Origin of the sequence: Olsenella uli (assembly GCF_901212675.1) — a bacterium.
In the GTDB taxonomy this organism is placed as follows: Bacteria; Actinomycetota; Coriobacteriia; order Coriobacteriales; family Atopobiaceae; genus Parolsenella; species Parolsenella uli_B.
This window is the reverse complement of sequence record NZ_CAAKOQ010000042.1, coordinates 150,087-169,832: the sequence shown is the minus strand read 5'-3', so window position 1 is coordinate 169,832 and position 19,746 is coordinate 150,087. Positions and strand designations below refer to the sequence as shown.

At 59.5% G+C, this 19,746-nt stretch carries 21 protein-coding genes and 4 pseudogenes; 18 read left to right on the top strand and 7 right to left on the bottom strand.

Going from position 1 to position 19,746, the window contains the following annotated elements:
• The 6 genes and pseudogenes from EFAMC1_RS07340 to EFAMC1_RS07315 all read left to right on the top strand — a co-directional run.
• Window positions 1-223, top strand: a pseudogene (locus tag EFAMC1_RS07340) (hypothetical protein); the annotation flags it as partial.
• Window positions 224-394: 171 nt separating this feature from the next.
• A pseudogene (gene tnpA / locus EFAMC1_RS07335) lies at window positions 395-857 on the top strand (IS200/IS605 family transposase).
• Between the two features lie 634 nt (window positions 858-1,491).
• A complete protein-coding gene (locus tag EFAMC1_RS07330; protein WP_154053635.1) occupies window positions 1,492-2,310 on the top strand; it encodes a hypothetical protein in 819 nt (272 codons plus the stop codon).
• A gap of 11 nt (window positions 2,311-2,321) precedes the next feature.
• Complete coding sequence (locus EFAMC1_RS07325) at window positions 2,322-3,119, top strand: hypothetical protein (protein WP_154053634.1); 798 nt, start codon at window positions 2,322-2,324, stop codon at window positions 3,117-3,119.
• A gap of 10 nt (window positions 3,120-3,129) precedes the next feature.
• Complete coding sequence (locus EFAMC1_RS07320; protein ID WP_154053633.1) at window positions 3,130-4,134, top strand: hypothetical protein; 1,005 nt, start codon at window positions 3,130-3,132, stop codon at window positions 4,132-4,134.
• Window positions 4,135-4,384: 250 nt separating this feature from the next.
• On the top strand, window positions 4,385-5,599 hold the full coding sequence (locus EFAMC1_RS07315; protein ID WP_154053632.1) for an ATP-binding protein: 1,215 nt from the start codon (window positions 4,385-4,387) through the stop codon (window positions 5,597-5,599).
• Window positions 5,600-5,870: 271 nt separating this feature from the next.
• Here EFAMC1_RS07315 and EFAMC1_RS07310 read toward each other — a convergent pair whose 3' ends face one another.
• Both EFAMC1_RS07310 and EFAMC1_RS07305 read right to left on the bottom strand, forming a co-directional pair.
• The gene (locus EFAMC1_RS07310) at window positions 5,871-7,010 is read right to left on the bottom strand and encodes an ATP-binding protein (RefSeq protein WP_154053631.1); all 1,140 of its coding nucleotides are present in this window, start codon (window positions 7,008-7,010) and stop codon (window positions 5,871-5,873) included.
• Window positions 7,007-7,681: a response regulator transcription factor gene (locus tag EFAMC1_RS07305; RefSeq protein WP_154053630.1), complete on the bottom strand. Its 675-nt coding sequence runs from the start codon at window positions 7,679-7,681 to the stop codon at window positions 7,007-7,009. The genes EFAMC1_RS07310 and EFAMC1_RS07305 overlap by 4 nt, the downstream gene beginning before the upstream one ends.
• 110 nt (window positions 7,682-7,791) lie before the next feature.
• On the opposite strand from EFAMC1_RS07305, the gene EFAMC1_RS11490 reads away from it, so the two are divergent.
• From EFAMC1_RS11490 to EFAMC1_RS11485, 4 genes and pseudogenes are all read left to right on the top strand, one after another.
• Window positions 7,792-7,917, top strand: a complete 126-nt coding sequence (locus tag EFAMC1_RS11490; RefSeq protein ID WP_154053646.1) for a CD1871A family CXXC motif-containing protein — start codon at window positions 7,792-7,794, stop codon at window positions 7,915-7,917.
• On the top strand, window positions 7,910-8,812 hold the full coding sequence (locus EFAMC1_RS07300; protein WP_154053629.1) for a 4Fe-4S binding protein: 903 nt from the start codon (window positions 7,910-7,912) through the stop codon (window positions 8,810-8,812). Before EFAMC1_RS11490 ends, EFAMC1_RS07300 begins: the two co-directional genes overlap by 8 nt.
• 31 nt (window positions 8,813-8,843) lie before the next feature.
• Window positions 8,844-9,815: a TlpA family protein disulfide reductase gene (locus tag EFAMC1_RS07295; protein ID WP_154053628.1), complete on the top strand. Its 972-nt coding sequence runs from the start codon at window positions 8,844-8,846 to the stop codon at window positions 9,813-9,815.
• A 218-nt stretch (window positions 9,816-10,033) separates the two neighbouring features.
• Window positions 10,034-10,690 (top strand): annotated as a pseudogene (locus tag EFAMC1_RS11485) (ATP-binding cassette domain-containing protein).
• Window positions 10,691-11,426: 736 nt separating this feature from the next.
• On the opposite strand, the gene EFAMC1_RS07280 reads toward EFAMC1_RS11485, so the two are convergent.
• The 3 genes from EFAMC1_RS07280 to EFAMC1_RS07270 all read right to left on the bottom strand — a co-directional run bounded on the left by EFAMC1_RS07280 (window position 11,427) and on the right by EFAMC1_RS07270 (window position 13,376).
• Window positions 11,427-11,846 (bottom strand): YjdF family protein, encoded by a 420-nt coding sequence (locus tag EFAMC1_RS07280; RefSeq protein WP_154053627.1) that lies wholly within the window; start codon window positions 11,844-11,846, stop codon window positions 11,427-11,429.
• Window positions 11,847-12,430: 584 nt separating this feature from the next.
• On the bottom strand, window positions 12,431-12,910 hold the full coding sequence (locus EFAMC1_RS07275) for a DUF3021 family protein (protein ID WP_154053625.1): 480 nt from the start codon (window positions 12,908-12,910) through the stop codon (window positions 12,431-12,433).
• Window positions 12,903-13,376, bottom strand: a complete 474-nt coding sequence (locus EFAMC1_RS07270) for a LytTR family DNA-binding domain-containing protein (protein ID WP_154053624.1) — start codon at window positions 13,374-13,376, stop codon at window positions 12,903-12,905. Before EFAMC1_RS07270 ends, EFAMC1_RS07275 begins: the two co-directional genes overlap by 8 nt.
• Window positions 13,377-13,640: 264 nt before the next feature.
• Here EFAMC1_RS07270 and EFAMC1_RS07265 point away from each other — a divergent pair, with 264 nt between their 5' ends.
• The 6 genes from EFAMC1_RS07265 to EFAMC1_RS07240 all read left to right on the top strand — a co-directional run bounded on the left by EFAMC1_RS07265 (window position 13,641) and on the right by EFAMC1_RS07240 (window position 17,423).
• The gene (locus EFAMC1_RS07265) at window positions 13,641-14,021 is read left to right on the top strand and encodes a GntR family transcriptional regulator (RefSeq protein WP_154053623.1); all 381 of its coding nucleotides are present in this window, start codon (window positions 13,641-13,643) and stop codon (window positions 14,019-14,021) included.
• 39 nt (window positions 14,022-14,060) lie between these two features.
• Complete coding sequence (locus tag EFAMC1_RS07260; protein WP_154053622.1) at window positions 14,061-14,960, top strand: ABC transporter ATP-binding protein; 900 nt, start codon at window positions 14,061-14,063, stop codon at window positions 14,958-14,960.
• Window positions 14,957-15,634, top strand: a complete 678-nt coding sequence (locus EFAMC1_RS07255; protein WP_154053621.1) for an ABC-2 transporter permease — start codon at window positions 14,957-14,959, stop codon at window positions 15,632-15,634. Before EFAMC1_RS07260 ends, EFAMC1_RS07255 begins: the two co-directional genes overlap by 4 nt.
• A gap of 183 nt (window positions 15,635-15,817) precedes the next feature.
• Window positions 15,818-16,222, top strand: coding sequence for a hypothetical protein (locus tag EFAMC1_RS07250; RefSeq protein WP_154053620.1), 405 nt, complete (start codon window positions 15,818-15,820; stop codon window positions 16,220-16,222).
• A 38-nt stretch (window positions 16,223-16,260) separates the two neighbouring features.
• On the top strand, window positions 16,261-16,560 hold the full coding sequence (locus EFAMC1_RS07245; protein ID WP_154053619.1) for a transposase: 300 nt from the start codon (window positions 16,261-16,263) through the stop codon (window positions 16,558-16,560).
• A complete protein-coding gene (locus tag EFAMC1_RS07240) occupies window positions 16,557-17,423 on the top strand; it encodes an IS3 family transposase (protein WP_187324599.1) in 867 nt (288 codons plus the stop codon). The genes EFAMC1_RS07245 and EFAMC1_RS07240 overlap by 4 nt, the downstream gene beginning before the upstream one ends.
• Window positions 17,424-17,870: 447 nt before the next feature.
• Here the strand turns inward: EFAMC1_RS07240 and EFAMC1_RS07235 are convergent, their stop codons facing one another.
• Complete coding sequence (locus EFAMC1_RS07235; protein WP_222838673.1) at window positions 17,871-18,140, bottom strand: hypothetical protein; 270 nt, start codon at window positions 18,138-18,140, stop codon at window positions 17,871-17,873.
• A gap of 21 nt (window positions 18,141-18,161) precedes the next feature.
• Window positions 18,162-18,206 (bottom strand): annotated as a pseudogene (locus EFAMC1_RS11480) (hypothetical protein); the annotation flags it as partial.
• Between the two features lie 136 nt (window positions 18,207-18,342).
• On the opposite strand from EFAMC1_RS11480, the gene EFAMC1_RS07225 reads away from it, so the two are divergent.
• The gene (locus tag EFAMC1_RS07225; RefSeq protein WP_222838671.1) at window positions 18,343-18,747 is read left to right on the top strand and encodes a cupin domain-containing protein; all 405 of its coding nucleotides are present in this window, start codon (window positions 18,343-18,345) and stop codon (window positions 18,745-18,747) included.
• Window positions 18,748-18,749: 2 nt separating this feature from the next.
• On the top strand, window positions 18,750-19,721 hold the full coding sequence (locus tag EFAMC1_RS07220) for an alpha/beta hydrolase (protein WP_154053618.1): 972 nt from the start codon (window positions 18,750-18,752) through the stop codon (window positions 19,719-19,721).
• Window positions 19,722-19,746 lie beyond the last annotated feature (25 nt).

The window sequence follows — 19,746 nt, the reverse complement described above, 5'->3', positions numbered from 1 at the left end:
CCCGCTTACACCACAATTCGGGACGCGTCCCCAGAAGACCGAGGACCGTGAGTACCGCCCGCTCGAGCAGATTCGGGACAACTGGCCTAAGTTTGTCATCACGCGCAGCGACCCTATCCAGTACCGCAACGGCATTGTGCACGAGAACGTAACCGAGCTGATCGGGGAGGGGTGGATGTTCGGAGTCAAACAGCGGGATGCTTCGCCGAGGGCGGATGGCTAGGAGGCTGTCCGCTCGTATGCAATGGCTTCAGCCAGGCGCGTGCGTAGCCGCGCCAAGACAACCATCCGCTATGCGGGTGGCGACAATCTGCTTTACAAAACCACCCTCCCAACGGATATTGACGATCGTTCAGGCCGTCAAGAATTCGAGTGGGAAGGATGGTGGTCGGCTATGGCGCAGAAAGCCTATAGTCTTTCTCACACGAAGTGGATGTGCGGATACCACATTGTGTTTACGCCGAAGTATAGGCGCAAAATCATATACAACCAAATCAGGTCCGACATAGGCGAGATCTTGAAGAGGCTGTGCGAGTACAAGGGGATCGAGATCATAGAGGGGCACCTCATGCCCGACCATGTGCACATGCTGGTGGCGATCCCCCCCCCCGAAGATGTCCGTCTCGAGCGTGATGGGCTACTCGAAGGGGAAGAGCTCGCTGATGATCTTCGACAAGCATGCCAACCTCAAGTACAAGTTCGGCAACAGGAAGTTCTGGGCGGAAGGCTACTACGCCTCGACCGTGGGCCTGAACGAGGCCACGGTCGCGAATTACATCAGGGAGCAGGAAGCCCACGACATCGCGCTGGACAAGCTGAGGGCGAAAGAGCGCGAGGACCCGTTTAGGGCCAAGTGAGGGGTATGCCGGTTCGACCGGCCCGCCACGGGTCAAGGGCAATAGGGCCTGAACGAATTGAAGGCCAGCGTCTTGAGGCGCTGGCCGGCATTAATGGGTTATACCCTAAGAGCAAACCACCCGCTATGCGGGTGGTCATGATTTATGAGAAATTGGACAAACTCGGGCATGATCACTGGGGCTGGGCCTGGGTGGTTCGGGATGTGGTGGAGGGGTTTTGGGGCAAGGCCCTAGCCCGTTTGGTGTGCTTGGGGAGCTGCGTACCCCACTGCAAAGTGATGCGAGTCTGCATTTGAATTGGGGCGGGACGGAAGGGGCGGTGTGAGAGCTGGTGTCCGAAGTCTTGTGCTTGTGAGATGGGACGTCGGGGCTTGTGCAACTCAAAATGCGGCGGATGCATTTGGAGTTGCACAAGTTGAGGTAGATGGGACTTTTGACGAACTCCAGGTGCAGTTAGTGCACCTGGAACGAGGCCCGATGCTCGGAGCGCTGGCCCCGGCGTACACCAAGTGCAGCGCGCGCCCGGAGCGGCCGCGCGCTGTTGGGCAATTGTTCAGTTGCCGTCTGAGGAGAGATTTAACTGTATGCCTACAATAGAGATAATTCGATATCTTTTGTCAAAAAGGAGACGCTTGTGGCGCAGCAACTTGTTCTGGATGCCGACGCTGTGATCAACCTGCTTCCAGTCCTCATAGACGTGCGAAAGCGTTGGAAAGCGGGCGAGGACATTGCGGTGGGCGATGAGGTCCGCAATGTGGCTGCCAAGCTCGGCGTTGATGATATCGAGGGTTTTGTCCAAGAGCAGATTCAAGACCACGTTGCTCCGGTGCTCGACCATGCGTTCAACAACGATGATGCCGCAGAGGACGCTGGGGCGGGAAACGAGGTAGCCAGCATGCTCGCAGCGATGGCCGTGCCGGTGGGCAAGCTCGTCTACGCCTTCGCGCGCAAGGACGTGACGGCGAACGACCTGTTCGATGGTCTGGACGCAATCGTCAACGAGAATGCCGACGAGCTGGGCGAGGTGCTTCGAGTTGCCCTGGACATCGACATCCCACCCGAGGCTCAAGGTCTCATGGAGAAATATGCCATCACCGCCGTGGGCGTCTACTGCTTCGCGGCGGCGTACAAGATCTACGCTAAGGCCGACGAGGATGAGCGGCTTGCTCACGAGCAGCGTATCGAGATCGAGCGCCTCTGTGCCGAGTCCATCGCCCAGCTTAAGGCGCAGCGTGAGGAAATGGAAACGTTGGTCAACGAGTACCTGGCTTGCCGCCTCGAGGTGTTTGCCGGGTCGGTTGCCGCTATGGATCGGGCGCTCGTGGAGCAAGACGACGATGGCTACATTGCTGCGAGCGCCGAGCTCTGGAACTTGTTGGGGTATAGCGCCCAGTACGCGAGCGCTCAGGAGTTCGATGACCTCATGCTGTCCAACGAGACGTTTGTGCTGTAACGGCTTACGAAATGATCTTTGAGAACGGAGTGGATATGGCTGGCTTTGGTGGATTCGACCTGGGCGGCATGCTCAAGAAGGCTGCCGATGATGCATCGAGGGCAGTAGGGGGTGCCGCCGCCGCTGCGGCAGACGCGGCGAGCAAGTTTGACGCGGAGAAGGCGATAAAAGATGCGGGCAACGCTGTGAGCGAAGGTGTGAACGCAATCGCGCAAGACGTCGTTCCCGTTGCAAAGGAGGGTGAGAAGCCGGGTTCCCCCGCATACCACGGGTTCGACGTCATCGACTTTGCGAGCCTGCTGGTGTGTCTTGCGTCTGTCGACGGGGAAATTTCTGATAAGGAACGTGTGAAAATCACTGGTATCGCTGCAGATTTAGGCGCCGAGATGGAGGGCGAAGGCTGCGGCTTCATCGACACGGTCGTCGACGGCATGAAGCCCGATGCCGACGAGTTCGGCGCCTTGGCCGCGACCAAGATCAACGCTCGCTTCACCATCGACAATGCGAGCATGACGGAGCGCGATCGCCGCCTGCTGTGCTGGGGCCTGCTTGCCGTGGGCCGGTCCGACGGAGTGTCCGCAGACGAGATGGATTTCATTCGCTATGTCAACGAGAGGTCCGGCTTGGATCCTGTTGTTGCGGATGAACTTATCGGCTATATAACCGCAATTGGTGAGACCTCCGCACTCGCGGAGGAGCTCAAGGCTTCCAATCGCCCCTATTCTGAAATCGAGCCACTGGTGGCAGAGCTGGCACAGCGTGAAGAAGCCATTTCTGCTGCCGCTCAGGCCCTCATTACGGATAACTAGGAGGATAACCATGCCACTACCTCTGCTCTTTATTATTCCTGCCGCGGCGTCGGGCCTCGCCGGTGCGGGTGCGGCGGTTAAGGGCTTTGCCGACAACATGGAGGCCAATCGCCTCACCGGTGACGCGAACGGCCGCATCGATGCAGCGGGTGAGCAGCTCAAGCGCTCGCGAGACGTTTGCGCCGACGCGTTGTCGGGCTTGGGGTCTGAGAAGATCTTCGCGCTCAACAACAGCATCGCGCGGTTTGTGGATAGCTTTAGCAAGATCAAGAACCTCGACCTTGCGGATTCCCTCGGTTTGGAGGAGTTGAGCAAGTTCCATATTGACCGCGAGTCTTTGGGCGAGCTCGAAGAGATGTCCCATCTCGCTGCAACCGTTGCCGGTGGTGTTACCGCGGGTCTTGCGGGAGGCGCGCTCACGGCGTTTGGCGCGTACACGGCGGCGGGCGCTCTTGCGACGGCGTCCACGGGCACGGCTATCGGTGCGCTTTCAGGTGCGGCAGCTACCAATGCTACGCTCGCGTTCTTTGGTGGCGGTTCTCTGGCGGCCGGCGGTGCGGGCATGGCCGGTGGCGCTGCCGTCCTGGGTGGATTCGTTGCCGGGCCGGCATTGCTGGTCATGGGGCTTGTCGCGGGAAAGAAGGCGGGAGAGAAGCTCGAGGTCGCGCGCGGGAACGACGCCAAGGCCAACGAGATATGCGCGGAACTTGCGAACGCCACCTTCCAATGCGACGCCATTCGCAGGCGTACGTATCTGTTCTACACCCAGCTCGCGCGCTTGGACGCTCGTTTCTTGCCGTTGGTGTTCCAGCTTGAGGACGTTCTCGAGCGTGAGGGCGACGACTACGCTAAGTACTCCAAGGAGGCAAAGAGCGTCGTGCTGAGGTGCGCGACGGTGGCCGGTTCCATCAAGGCGATTCTGGACACCCCGATTCTCACCGAGGACGGCGCGCTGACGGATGAGTCCCTGAAGCTGACGGAGACCATCGGGATCAACCTGGCTGAGTGGAAGTAGCGGGGTTGTTGGTGTCGTAGATCACTCCTTCCCGACTCAGGATTTGTCCTAAGCACCTACGTGAAGACATGCGGAGGGATTCGGTGGCAAAGTAGTCGAAGCTGACGACCAAACTAGAACCAACTCGAATGACGTCACGGCAAGCGAGCATGAAAGAGTGGGAATAGAGAAATTTGGGAATAGTATTCCCAAATTTGACCACAGTACAAGCAAATGAAATAATGCCTCCTATCGGAAGATGGGAGGCATTATGTATATAGCCAGGGAAATCGAGCAGACCATCGACCGGATGCTCAAACAGGGCAAAGTCGTGCTGGTCACCGGCGCCCGCCAGGTTGGCAAGGCCACCGTCCTCAGAGAACACCTGGGAAGTTCGTTCGATTACGTCACCATGGAAGATCCCGCGGCGTATGCGCAGGCGAAGTCCGACGCCGTCCTTTTCTTCGAGATGCACTCCCTGCCGCTCGTCGTTGACGAGGTCCAACGCGTGCCCGAGCTGTTCTCGCCGGTGAAGTGGCTGGTCGACCAGTCGGCGGAGAAGGGTCGCATCGTGCTCACGGGATCGCAGACCTACCATCTCATGAAGGGCGTGAGCGAGTCGCTCGCGGGCCGCATCAGAATCATCGAGATGCCCGCGCTGTCGCTGCGAGAGGTTACGGGCAAGGGCAACAATCACCGAAAATACATGCCCTCCATGCTCAAATCGCGCGATATCGACGCACCCGAAGGCTTCGACCTCTGGCGGCACATCCACCGCGGCAGCATGCCGGAGCTGCAGGACCCCGACGTAGACTGGGACCTGTTCTACACCGACTACGAACGCGCCTACTTGGAGCGCGACGTTCGCGACCTCGTCAACGTGAAGGACGAGGCGAAGTTCTACAATTTCATGGTGGCCTGCGCCGCTCGCACGGGACAGCTACTCAACGCCTCGGACATCGGCAACGCCATCGACGCCGACCACAAGACGGTCAAGGCGTGGCTGTCGATCCTGCAGGCTTCGGGCGTTGTTCGGATAGTCGAGCCGTTCTTCCCGGACATCGAGAAGCGCCTCACCAAAACGCCGAAGATCTTCTTCATGGACACGGGCCTGGTGTGCCACCTCACCCGATGGACGACCCCCGAGCAGCTGCGTGTGGGCGCGGTGGCGGGCCATGTGTTCGAGACCTTCGTGGTGTCCGAGATCCTCAAAAGCCACATGAACGCTTGGGCGAACCTGCGCGACGTGTGGTTCTACCGCGACTCGAAGAAGCGCGAGATAGACTTGGTCATCCAGGACGGGCGAACGCTTCATCCCGTAGAGGTCAAGACGAATGCACTGGTGAAGAAGGATGCTATCAAGAGCTTCGGCTGCCTGGAGGGCATGGCCGACTACGAGGTGGGATTCGGGCACGTCATCTGCCAGACCCAAGAGCCGTACCTGTTGACGGAAAACGTGGAGGCCGTGCCCGTCTGGGCGATATAGGAAGCAGGTGGGAGTCCGGAATGCGCTCTCGTATATCGAGGGCGCATCTTTTGCCCCCTCCCCGAGTGCTAGAATCCGTCCCATCGGCAGGGCCGAGGGGGCGCCAAGGTCAACGCGCCCGCGCCCTCCTCGAAGAGGTCGGCCGCCCTCGCCCTGAGGGTCTCGTCGAATATGGTCAAGATAGCCTCCCGTTCCTCGAACATCACTTTCCAGTCCAAGAAATGGGAGGCAGTTCATTCATGCGCGGGGTCCCTTCGTAGTAATGGTCGGTTTACGCTGGGATCCGTTTTGGAAAGCTAACGAGCATGGTGGTTCCGTTCTCGGAACTTGCTTCGACCTCTGCAGTGCCACCGTGAAGCGCGGCGATCTCCCAGACAAGCGCTAGCCCGAGTCCTGCGCCGCCGTATGCCCTGCTGCGGGATTTGTCGAGACGAAAAAACGGCTGAAAGATGCTCTCTCGGTGCTGCTTGGGTATTCCCGGGCCCTGATCCTTGACGCGCAGGAACACGTGGCTATCGGTATCGCAGATAGAGACGTTGACAGTCGAGCCGGGGTGACTGTAGCGGATGGCGTTTTCGACCAAGTTAAACACCAGCTGATAGAGGAGTGTGTCGCTTCCGATTGTCAAAGCGTCTCCGGCGCAATCGAGGGTTACGCCCTTATTCTCGGCAAGCGGCGCAAGATCAGCGAGGACTTCTTCGGACAAGGGGCCAAGTTCAACGGCATCCTCGCAAGGAACGCTGTGGAGCTTACTCATCTCGAGCAAGACTTTGATCATTCGTGACATCCGCTCGGTTTGTTCTTGTAGCAGGCCGAGCAGCTCTGCCGTATCGGGTTGCGATGCGGGGTGCTCTGAGACGAACAGTTCAATCTGCGCTTGCATAAGGGCAAGCGGGGTTCGCAGCTCGTGTGCGGCGTTGCCGGTAAACTGTTGCTGTGCAGAGAACCCCTCGCCAAGGCGGGCGATCATGTCGTTGAAAGAGGCGCTGCATCGTTGAAGTTCGGCGGGAACATCTTCGTTGAGCTTGATTTCTCTTAGGTTGTCAGGCTGTACACGCTCTACCTGAGCGGCAAAAGCCCGTAGCGGTTTGAGCGCACGACCGCTCACAAAGTATGCAAGCACGCCACCAAGCAGCGTGACCCAAGCCGTGATGCACCAGGCTGTCGTGCCAAAAGACTCCTGTGCGTCGTTTACGACGATCGTGACCTTGTCATCGAGGGCCGCTTTCGTTGGGTCGAACGCCTGGGGCGAATCTTCGCCGGTTGCGTTAAAGGCCGAGATGTCACTGCCGATGGCATCCATGTAGCGCATGCCCGTATAGCCGACCAGGCAGTTCGTCAGCACGCATGCCGCACACGTGAGCAGTGCCGTCATGATCGTTATGCGCCATTGCAGCGAAAGCTGTTTCATTCGCTATCCTCCATGACGTAGCCCTCTCCAATCCGATTGCGAATCGGGTCGTGTCCCAAAGCGCTGCGCAGCTTTTTTCGGAGTGACGAGATGTGAACCCGGGTCGCGTTGCTAAAGCTGTTTACAGTGCTATCCCAAACGTGCTCGATAAGTTCCTCTTGGCTTACCGGTCGCCCTTGGTTAAGCATCAGGTATTCCAGGATGCCGGTCTCCTTGCGTGTGAGGGATAGGACTTCTCCGTCCACGGAGGCGAGGCGCGCCTTGGTGTCAAAGCTCAGCGATCCACAGGTTAGAACAACATCGTTTTGCGTAAAGCGTCTGAGCGTGAGGCTGCGGATGCGCGCCGCCAGCTCGTCAAGATGGAACGGCTTGGTGAGGTAGTCGTTGGCGCCCGCATCGAGCCCTGCCACCTTGTCGGAGACCTCGCCACGTGCCGAGAGTACGAGCACCTTGGTCTCGCAATCAGTTGTTCTGAGTCGCCTGAGCACGGTCATGCCGTCGACATGGGGGAGATTGAGGTCGAGCACGATAAGATCAAAGGTCTCGACATCGAGCAGATCGAGGGCCTGCTGCCCGTCGTAGCAGCAGTCGACGCTATAGGCCAAGTTGCGCAGGCTGCGTGCGATTGTATCGCACAGCGCCCGCTCGTCCTCGACGACCAAGATGCGCATAACGTTCTCCTTGCATAGTCATTCACGCTTAACACGGATTTTATAGTCGGTATGGTCCAATGGGTCGTGTGACGAAAGGAGTGGTCAGGTTGTTCAAAGCGGTAAAACCCATGATGCAGGTCGCTTTGTTGATCGTTGGAATTGCCATGGTGTGCTTTGGCGCTATGCGTGGCGAGGCGGATGCCGTGCTGGCCAAGGCGATTAGGCTGTGCTTGGAGTGTATCGGAATTGGATAAAAGAAAAAACACTGCATCACATGTTTTGCCCCGATTTCGCGGGTTCATTCAGGCGGCGGCGACGCTGGTCACCAATATTCACCTGCCAAACTTTGCCAAGGGCAGCATCTATCAGGGTGCGGGAAAAACAGTCTGCGTACCTGGGCTTAACTGCTATTCGTGCCCCGCGGCAGCGGGTGCGTGCCCCATCGGGTCGTTCCAGTCGGTGGTGGGTTCATCTAAGTTCAACTTCTCCTACTACGTTACCGGTACGCTCATTTTGCTCGGCGTGCTGCTGGGACGATTTGTATGCGGCTTTCTGTGCCCGTTTGGCTGGCTGCAGGAGCTGCTTCACAAGATTCCCGGCAAAAAGCTATCGACGAAAAGGCTCAAGGCGCTTACGTATGTCAAATACGTTGTGCTGCTGTTTGCTGTGGTATTGCTGCCTGTGCTGGTGGTCAACGATCTGGGGATGGGCGACCCGTTCTTTTGCAAGTACATCTGTCCACAGGGTGTGCTCGAGGGCGCCATTCCGCTTGCCATTACCAATGCCGGCATTCGATCTGCGCTGGGACAGCTCTTTACCTGGAAACTGATCGTTCTCATTATTGTGGTGGTGCTGAGCATTTTGTTCTATCGCCCCTTCTGCAAATGGATCTGCCCGCTCGGCGCATTCTATGCACTCATGAATAAGGTGTCCTTACTGGGAATACGGGTCGACGCATGCAAATGTGTCTCGTGTGGCAAGTGCTCAAAGGTATGCCAGATGGACGTTGATGTGACCCGTGCACCCAATAGCGCCGAATGTATCCGATGCGGAAAGTGCATTGGGGCTTGTCCCGTCGATGCCATCAGCTATCGCTATGGCCTGGATGCGTCGGCAGAAAAGCTCCTCCTGACCGCGGACAAAAAGTAAAACAAGCTTCGACGAAAACGGAGGAATGACCATGAAGCTTTCTAAGATTGCGGCCCTGTTTATGGTGCCGGTATTGGCCTTGTGTCTCGTGGCATGTTCGGCACCCGGTAGCAATGCGAGCAAATCTACGGGCTCCGATCCTAAGATCGCGGAACTCACTGCGCAAGAGCCAGCCAACGCCGACGAGGCTGCCGAGCTGTATACGAAGCTCATGCAGAAGGAGAACGACATCCTTTCGAGTGACAACGCACTGTGGGAAAAGGTGTTCAGTGCGGCAAATAAAGACTCGGCAATGATTGAGAACGGCAGCAATTACGGCGATTTCCTGCTCAAGACCATCGACGGCGCCAAGGATGAGTTTACGGCGGATGAGCTTAAGACGCTCAAGGCTGGTGCGCAGCAGATCAAGGAGATCGAGGACAAGCTCGAGAGCTTGGAGAAGGAGTTCCCCGGCTGTGGAAGCACGCCGAGCGCAGGTGAGAGCGTCGACGCTTCGGCCGCTGGCATGACGGCTGGTGCCAATGCTTCGAGCGAGGCGACGAAGTTCCCCAGCTTTGCGGGCAAGGACCTGGATGGCAACGACGTGAGCAGCGACGAGTTGTTCTCCAAGAACAAGGTTACCGTCATGAACTTCTGGTTTACCACTTGTAAACCGTGCGTGAGCGAGCTGAGCGATCTTGAGGATCTCAATAAGGAGCTTGCCGCAAAAGGCGGTCAGGTCGTGGGTGTCAATTCCTTTACGCTCGATGGGAACAAAGGCGAGGTGGCCGATGCCAAGGATGTGCTTTCCAAGAAGGGCGTGACGTACAAGAATATCTGGTTCAAGTCGGACAGCGAGGCCGGCAAGTTCACCTCCAACCTGTATTCGTTCCCGACCACCTACGTAATCGACCAGAACGGCAACATCGTGGGAGAGCCGATCGTGGGCGGCATCAATTCTGCCGAGCAGCGCGAGACGCTCAACAAGCTCATCGAGCAGGCGCTCGCAAAGAGCGGACAGTAAGTACGAATGTGGCAAAGGGACAGTCCCTTTGCCACGTCGTCAATGTTATGAGCGGGACGGTGCGCCACGCGGCGTGCGGTCCCGTTCGTTATTTTGGCGCGGTTCGTTACATTCCTCACTGGCGCCGGCAGAAAATGGGATTGAGTAGGACAAACGCGTCGGATACGAACGGCGGGGGAGAGCGGGTGAGTGCGTCCGCGCGGGAGAGGTTGCCGCCTATGCTGGAGCTCAAAGATAGTTGCAAAGGTACGTCACGTAGTCGTTTACGCAGGTGGCGCTCGACAAGGTGAGCCTGTCCTTTCGCGATAACGAGTTCGTGGCCATTTTGGGCCCATCGGGCTCGGGAAAGACTACGATGCTCAACGTTATCGGCAGGCTGGACCATTTCGATTCCGGTGACCTGCTGCTCAACGGCATTTCGACCAAGGATTTCCGCGACCGCGATTGGGATGCCTACCGAAATAACCGCATTGGTTTTGTGTTCCAGAGCTATAACCTCATTCCGCATCAGGCCATCTCGTATACCGACTACATGGGCATCATCACCTACATCAGCGTGCTGGAGCGAAAAAAGGAGATTGTATCTTGCGTGCAATCGGTGCGTAGAAGCGCAACGTGGCTAACGCGCTCAATGCCGAAACCTTCATTGAGGGCCTAATCGCTGGTGTTTTTGCCATTGTCGGCGTGGTTGCTGTGGGCTTTCCGGTTAACGCCCGGGCGCTTGCGGCCAAGCAGGTTCCGAACTTGATGAGCCTGCCCGTTCAGGACGCGCTGGCGCTCATCGCGATCTCGGTGGCGCTGACGGTCGTCGCCGGCTTGCTACCGGCGCAGCGCGTCTAAGAAAGACCCCCGTTGAGGCTCTGCGCTCGGAATAATGTGACAAAGGGACTGTCCCCTTGTCACATTGGCTACTGCTCCTTGCAGCTGCGGGGAATTACGAGCAGCACGAGGAGCGAAAAGCCGAGCAAGATGCCGGGGGAAACATGCTCACGACGCGCTTAATGAGCTCGGCGTTGAGGGCTGCATCGACTGCGAGCGCCCCTCATTCGATGGCTTGGAGGGCAGCTTCGACGCGATCATTCACGCGAACGGGTCGCTTCCTGCATCGCAATGCCCCATGCTGCTTCGAAAGGACGGGGCGTTCGTCCTTGTTGGAGGAGCCGCGCGCGCAATGATGTCGGGCGCGGTCTTCGGAAAAAGCGCCTGCTCCTCGAGGGAAAGCGAGCGACTCAGGTTGTTTACGCATCCATCCCAAAAGAGTTCTCATACATCTCCGAGTTGGCGGCTGCAGGCGCCATTCGCCCCGTGATCGACTTGTCGGTGCCCGCATCCCGTCTCATCGAAGACGTGCAGATGCTCCGCTCGAAACCCCACACGGGGAAAGTCGGAATCCTCATGGATCAATAGTTGAAGGCACAAAGAGCAATATCGGGCCCAATCTGTACCAACCCCGCCGCGTTAGCGACCAAAGTCGATGGGGCACACCTCCCAACCATGTGAGATATCCATGCTTGCATTGGTGCGAACTGCGCGACAATGCAAGCATGAAACCAATCGAACCTTGGCGTGGACAGGGGGCGTAGCCCTGCTCACGCCATGACTTATCGCCAATCAATGCCCACGATGCTTCTGCTTGCGCTTCAGCTTTCGCTGCTCGAAGCGCGCCTCCGCCTCTTCCGCGCGGCGTTGGCTTCTTGCTTGAGCCGACTCCCGCTTCATCGTCTCCCGCTGATTCGCGAGCGCCTGCTGCGCCTTGGTGCTCATCGCCGGCTGCTTGAGGGTTTTCGCTGCCTCGCGGGCGCGTCGCTTGGGGTTCTTCGCGGACTTGCTTGCCTCAGCCGGTTTGCCACCGAAGAACGGGAGCCTCTCCCATTTGCCGACGACGAATCGCAGGATTTCCCCATCGGACGGCTCCGCGCCGAAGACGATGCGGGCGACGCCGTACCTTCCGTCCTCGACGTGTTCCGCCAGTCCGACCCAGAATTGGCCGTCATGAAATACGGTCAGGGTGGTCGACACGCTGATCTGCATGGTTGGTTCCTCCTTTATGTAGATGACCATGCAGAGAAGGGACAACCAAGGAGGCAGGTTACTGATGCGGACTCCCGCACGCCCACGACTACCCGACGGGGACTGTGTTTTCATCTCTGATGTCCGCATTGTAGCGCACGCGAATACGCCCGTCATCCCAGCCGACATGACGTGGCTGGGGCTTACCCCCCCCCGACGCGCCCTTGCGCATATTGCCCTTATCGGTTTCGAAACTGTAAAAAACTTCGAGTTTCGAAATCGAAAAGGACCGAATGATGGCTTGGGTAGACCGCAATACGTAGGAAGTTCCGCCATCGTCTATGCTGAACACGAGGTCGTCTTCCTCCAATCAGATCAGGCTGACCGAGCAATCGGCACCTGGATCGACACTCCCCTGCACATGAACCCGCTTATGCGCGCGAACGAGGGCTACAAGGGTATGACCGCGCGGGAAGCGCTTGGGGTAGCGAACGGGGGCTGAGCATCGCCCTGCGCCGGCCTTGGCATCAGGTCCTCGCACTGGGCGGTATTCCGAGGAATGGGAGTAAGGATTTGCCCAGCATCGATAATGCTCGGCTATACCCTTATTCCGTCTCCCTGCTCTTGCGGTATCCCGCGAGCCTGTCGTTCAATTCGCGGGTCTCGCGGCTCAGCTTGGCGTTGAAAACAAGAGTGAGGACCGCCAGGATGGCGAGATAGACAACCGTGAAGGTAACCCACGCCCCGGGGTTGTTCACGGGAATCCAAGCAAAGATAAACGCCAATGCACAGAGGACTGCGTAGAGGCAAACGCCGAACAGCACCAGGCGCGCGGGATACGCCATCCGTCTGATCACCGCGGGCGTGAAGAACACGAGCTGCAGCGCGGAGGCGGCGACGCACGCGGCGAGAATCGACCAGCAATAGTAAATGCCCTGCTTGGCTGCGTCATCAGTGAAACAAGTCCCTAATGCCAAGAAGGCTATCATGGCGACGGTGAAGCCGATGCAGATGCTTTTCACGAGTTGTCCGAGGTTTTCCGCGGGCGTCTTTTTATCGGTGTCGATAACGTCCCTGTTAATCATTCCGGTCTCCCTTCCTTCGTTTCGACCACTTCAGACCGAGCTTCGATTTGACGTCGGGCGCATACTGGCGCGAGATAACGACCTGCTCGCCGTTTTCCAAGGTGGCGATGATCCTGCCGTTGACGTCGGGCTTGAGGGCGGTGATCGCGCGGAAGTTGACGATGCAGCCCTTCGCGATGCGCAGGAAGTCGCAGTCCGCCAGGCGCTCCTCCATCTCGTAAAGGCGCAGGCTCGTCTCGAGGACCGTGTCGGCCGTATAGATGAACGTGCGCTTGTCGACCGACTCGATGAACAGGACGTCTTCTGCGCTCAGCACGCGCGTGCAGCCGTCGGCCGTGCCCGTCACCTTCCTGTCAAGCATGCGCAGCCTCGTTATCATGTCGAGCACACGGCGATCGGCTCTCGCGCAGATGATCGTGACTTCTAGGTCCTGGGCCGTTTTCCGCTCTTCGACCGTGATCTTCAAGGGGCCTCCTTCCGACTAACCCCATGGTAGGCGCCACAAAGGGCAGAGCCTTCGGCGCTCGGCCAAGCTGCGCTGTCGAGGGACCAAGATGCGGCGAGGACGTGAACGGGGCGTGAACGGGGGACGTAGCCCTGTTCTCACGGGCGTGAACAGGGCTACGTCCCCCGTTCATTCCTTCACGCCTTGCGGTGAATTACCTCTTGCCAGACTGTATATATCGTGTATATACTCTGCTTAACAGATATATACGGCAAGGGAGAGCATATGGACGTCATACTCTCGAACTCGAGTGATAGACCCATCTACGAGCAGATTTCCTCGCAGGTGCGTGCGCAGATCCTCTCGGGCGCCTTGGCGGCGGGAGAGCGTCTTCCCTCGATTCGCGCGCTCGCGGATGGCCTGGGGGTCTCGGCCATCACCACGAAGCGCGCCTACTCGGATCTCGAGGCCGAAGGTCTTATATCGACGGTCCCGGGCAGGGGCACCTTCGTCTCGAAGACGAGCAACGAGCTCCTGCGCGAGCGGCGCATGCGACGTGTCGAGGAGCTCCTGGGCCAAGCCGCCGCCGAGGCTGCGGGCCTCGCGCTCTCTCGCGCCGAGCTCCACGAGATGCTTGATCTCGTGATACCGAGCGATATCACGTAGACAAACCCCGACGACTCTATACGAGAGAAAGGTGGAGAGATGACAAACCTGCTGGAAATGGAGGGTGTCAGCCGGCGTGTGAGCGGCACGTTCTCACTTGGCGACGTGAGCCTGACCGTGGGGCCGGGCGAGGTCGTGGGCTTCGTCGGTGCCAACGGGGCGGGGAAGACCACCACGCTGCGCGCCGCCCTGGGCCTCATGCACGTCGATTCCGGCTCCATCAAGCTGTTCGGCCGCCCGTTCGATGCCTGCGCTGACGGAGCCCACACCCGAGCCGTGTGCTCGCGCGTGGGCGTGGTGCTCGACACCTGTCCCTTCCCGCGGGACCGCACGGTGGCCCAGGCCGCTGCCTGCGTGTCGCCCGCATATCCCACCTGGGACCAGGCGCGCTTCGAGGCGCTTGCCACCGCCTTCGGCCTTTCGCTGAAGGCCCGCGTCGCCGACCTCTCGCGCGGCATGGGGATGAAGCTGCAGCTTGCGGTTGCCCTTTCGCATGGGGCGGAGCTGCTCGTGCTCGACGAGGCGACCGCCGGTCTCGATCCCATCGCCCGCGACGAGGCCCTCGACATGCTGCGTGACTTCGCGAGTGAGCCCGAGGACGTCGCGGGGCACGCGCACGGCGTCCTGCTCTCCAGCCACATCACGACCGACCTCGAGCGCATCGCCGACCGCGTGGTTGCCATCGGCGCCGGCCGCATCCTCTTCGACGTCGCGCGAGACGACATCACCGATCGTGCCGGCATCGCCCGCTGCATCGAGGCGCAGGCAGACGAGGTGCTCGGCTGCGTCGAGGGCGCGCGCAAGCTGCGCCGCGAGTTCTCCTTCGACGTTCTCGTGCCCAATCGCTTCGAGTTCGCCGAGGCGTTCCCCGACGTTCCGTGCGACCATGCGTCGATCGATGACTACCTGCACTTCTTTTTGGAGGGAGAGACCCGATGAAGACCGCCATGATGTGCGACCTCAGGACGCTTGCGCCGTTTTTGCCCCCGATTCTCATCACGCTCGTGCTCATTTGCACGTTCCTCACGCTTGGCGGAGGCGCTGTCTCAGCCGTCGGCAGCGTGGCCGTCATGATGGTCCTGCTTTGCATGTTTTCGTTTGCGGGCTATGACAATCAGAACGGATGGGATCGGTACCGTGCGACGCTGCCGCTCTCGCGTCGCGAGATTATCGCGGGCCGCTACCTGGTCGTACTCCTTCTGGGTGTGGTCGGCGTGCTTGCGGCGGTCGTGATGGGAGGGGCGTTCCAGGCCCTGTTTCGCATGCTGCCCGTGGCACCCGCGACCTATGGCGGAAGCGTGCCGGCGCTTTTGGGCGCTTCGGCGGTCTCCATGTCATGGGGTCTGATCATATGCGCCGTGGCGATGCCGCTCACCGTCAAGTTCGGTGCCATGCGCGCCATGCGCCTGTTCGCCTGCGGCTTGGGAATCATCGCGTCGCTCGGCGTCGCGGTGGGGGCGGGAATCATGCCGGACGAGGGGTTCGCGATGGTCGCGGCTTGGATCGAGAACAACCTCATCGCATGCATCGTGGGCTGCATCGCGGTGTCGCTTGTCGCCTACGGTGCGAGCTGCGTCGCAAGCGTCGCAATCTACGAGTGCAAGGACATCTAGCGAGGTGGCGTGAACCGCGGGGGCGTGAACAGGGGACAGGCACCTGTTCACATCCGCACCCCCCCCGTTCACGCCCCGTTCCAGCTAGGGGGGGGTGGGAGAAATTGAGTGCTGTCACACGAGACGGGCTCCTGAAAGAGGCGTTTCTCATCGCCGATAGAGCTGTACTTCCGCTGTTCCGTCATGGATGGGTTTTGCCGGCTGGATGCGGGCAAGGGCTTCGTCGACTACTTCGAGGACCTCTATGGGACGCTTGGCGGTGTTCTGAGCCGGTTCAGGCGCTATTGGCTCAGGGACTTTGACGCGTTGCCGGCTGCCGAGAAGGCATCCGCTCACCTTTGCGAGCAGCAGGTGCTCGGGCATGTGCTTCGTGGCCTTGTCGAGGTGTACGAGACTGACACGATGATCAGGCCTGACTTGCCGAGCGGCTTTGAGTCCGATTCTGTCTCGCGCTTTACGCTTGAGAACATCCTCTCCGCCCTGCGCTCGGGTGAGGAGTCGTGTCCCGTTCTCTTCGGGGGGACTGCGGAGGGACTGCGGACGATTATTTGGACCGTCACGCGGACCTTCCCAGTGGAGAGGGTATAGTTTTCTGGACACCAAGTTAAGGGCGAGAGGTGTTCGGAATGGCCCAAAGAAGGAAGCGCTACGACAGGCAGTTCAAGGTCGCGGCCGCTCGGGTGGTGCTGGGCGGAGAGATGAGGGTCGTCGACCTCGCAAAGGAGCTTGGGATCAAGGACTCCACGCTCAGACGCTGGGCCCAGGAATACGAGGAGATGGGCGATGCCGCCTTTCCCGGCAACGGAAGTCCCAAGGTCAACAGGGACTACGAGATCGTGAGGCTCAGGAAGAGGGTCGAGGAGCTGGAGCGCGAGAACGACCTCCTAAAAAATTTCCGGGCCTTCTTGAGTCAAGACCATGCGTGAGGTGCGAGTTCGTCAGGGCGCATGGGGGCGAATTCGGCCCCATCAGGAAGGCATGCGAGATCCTCCGCGTTTCCAGATCCGAGTACTACGACTGCTTGAACAGGCCCAAGTCGAACGCGCAGATGGGGCGGGAGGCGCTCGAAGGGTTCGTCGTCGAGAAGTTCGAGCTGCACAAGGGCCGGTACGGCTACCGCCGCATCAACCGCGAGCTCAGGCGCGTCGGGATAGTCGTGAGCGAGAAGCGCGTCCTGGCCGTCATGCGCAGGCTGGGCCTCCAGGCTAAGGGCACGGCGAGAGAGCACGGGCGGGCGAAGCCGGTCGAGAAGGGCGATCCGCGCGTGAGCCTCACCAGCCGCGTCTTCGACGTGGACGCCAGGAACAGGCTCTGGGTCGGCGACATCACCTATATCGATACCGACGAGGGCTGGCTCTGCCTCGCGGCCGCGATGGACGCGTGGCATCGCAAGGTCGTCGGATGGTCGATGTCGGGCAGGACCACGGAGAGGCTGGCCATCGATGCGCCTGGGCAGGCCGTCGGAAGGGAGGATTCGCCGGATGACTTCTCGCTGGCGTTCCACGACGGCCAGGGGTCCCAATACGCCTCGCGCGCATTCCAGAGACGCCTCGAGTCGCACGGGATGGCCCAGTCAATGTCAAGGCCTGGAAATCCGCGGGACAATGCGGTGGCCGAGTCGTTCTTCAAGACGCTCGAGCGAGAGCTGATAAATGACAGAAGATACAAATCCAGGGACGAGGCGAGGCAGGAGGCGTTCAAGTACATCGAGCTCTACCACAACGGGCAGCGACTGCATTCCAAGAACGGATATATGGCGCCTTGCGGCTTAGAGCGAGATGCCGCCTGAAGATGCTTAAATAATTGTCCAGGAAACCTTGACCACTCCACTCCCAACCGGACCCTGACGGTCCAACTTTTTGTCCGCAGTCCCAAGCCCCTGAGTTTGAAAAATATATTATTTGAAGTTGTCCCAGCTTTTGTCCCCGAAGCCGACAAAGCGCGACATGGCGTTACCTGGCGGCACTCGGCTTGAGACAGCGTCGAAAACTGGATGCAACTGGAGTGACGGGACGGCAGAACCGAAGGCATCGAGTGGGGGCAACGGGAACTGGCTTCTGGACTCGCGTTTTGGTGCTGTCGAGTGCCGCCTGACGCTGTTTCGGCGTCGCCGCAGGACAAAGCCACCAGCGAAATAGTGGGAATAACGGTCTCCGGACCCTCTGGTTCGGAGGCTTTCTTTTCCGTTCTGCCCGGAAGGAGCTCCTTGCCGGAGTCACATGGGTAGCGAACGGCTTTATCGAGCGTGGGCGTTTTCGTATGCCTTCCTGACACTGTCCGGCAAATCGTCGGGAATCAGCGCCTTCACCCTATCCTCATTGCCATCCAGAATCGCCTGCTCGTAGTACCAGCATTTGAACCTCAACATGTCCAGTGCGCGGTTCATCTTCGCGATCTCCGACTCCATGTGGGCCTTTCGCTCCTCGAACATGGCCTTGCGCTTGGGATAAGTTGACGGGCCCTCCGCACGCCATTCCATGAACAGTCGGATGTCCTTGATCTCCATCCCCACCTTCTTCAGGCATTCAATGACCCGAAGCGCCTCGAGTTCCGTATCGCCGAATCGGCGAATGCCGGATGCCCGCTCCAGGCCCCGGGAACAATCCCTGCTTGTCGTAATACCGCAGCGTGGAAACGGGCAGACCGAACATCTCCGCCACCTGTCCGATCGTGTACATGAGCCCTCCGAATAAAACTCGAAAAACGAGATGGCCTTTCCCATCGGTGCCCCCAATGACGCATTCGCGAAGTACTTTATCGGGCAAAGCTACCTCGCGCCCCTTTCCACCGAGCAGGTCGGCGTCTACAACGTTACGTTCGAGCCCGGCTTCCGCAACAACTGGCACACGCATCACGCCAAAAGTGGCGGCGGGCAGATCCTCGTCCGTGTGGCCGGCCGAGGGCTTTACCAGGAATGGGGCAAACCGGCACAAGAGCTGCGCCCCGGCGACGTGGTCAACATCGCCCCGGGCGTAAAGCACTGGCACGGTTCGGCGCCCGACAGCTGGTTCTCCCATCTCGCGCTGGAGGTTCCGGGCGAGGAGGCCTCGAACGAGTGGTTGGAGCCCGTGGACGACGACGCATACCTTAGGGTGGCCAACAAGGAAGCGTGAGCATGGAGCAGTTGAATCTGACGCGGGGATGGGACAAGGTGTTCCCTAAAAGCGACAAGGTCGAGCACGGCAAGGTGACCTTCCACAATCGATACGGCATCGCGCTGGCGGCCGACGCCTACATGCCGAAGAACGCGGAAGGCAAGCTACCCGCCATCGCCGTCAGCGGCCCGTTTGGCGCGGTGAAGGAGCAATCGTCCGGCCTTTATGCGCAGAAGATGGCGGAGCCTGGCTTTTTCGCAATTGCCTTCGACCCATCCTATACCGGCGAGAGCGGCGGTACGCCCCGCTATGTCGCATCGCCGGACATCAACACCGAGGACTTCTGCGCAGCGGTGGATTTCCTTTCTGTGCAGGAAAGTGTTGACCCGGAGCGCATCGGCATCATCGGCATCTGCGATTGGGGCGGCATGGCAGTCAACGCCGCGGCCATCGACACCCGCATCAAGGCCACTGCTGCGATGACGATGTACGACATGACCCGCGTGACCGCCAACGGCTATTATGACGCCGAGGATTCCGAGCAGGTGCGCTTCGAGAAGCGGAAGGCGCTGAACGCGCAGCGTACCGAGGACTATAAAGACGGCAGCTACGCGCTGGCGGGCGGCGTGGTCGATCCGCTGCCGGAGGACGCGCCGCAGTTCGTGAAGGACTATTACGCCTACTACAAGACTCCGCGAGGCTACCATCCCCGCAGCCTGAACTCAAACGGTGGCTGGAGCGTGACGTCCTCGCTGTCGTTCATGAATATGCCGATTCTGCAGTACGCCTGCGAGATTCGCTCCGCCGTGCTGCTGGCGCATGGCGAGAAGGCGCACTCACGCTATTTCAGCGAAACCGCGTACGGCAAGCTGACCGGGGACAACAAGGAGCTTCTCATCATCCCCGGCGCCAGCCACGCCGACCTCTACGATCAGATGGACGTCATTCCGTTTGCGAAGCTGGGCGAGTTCTTTGGGGAGTATTTGAAGTAAGACGTACCTTGCTTTTTATTTATGT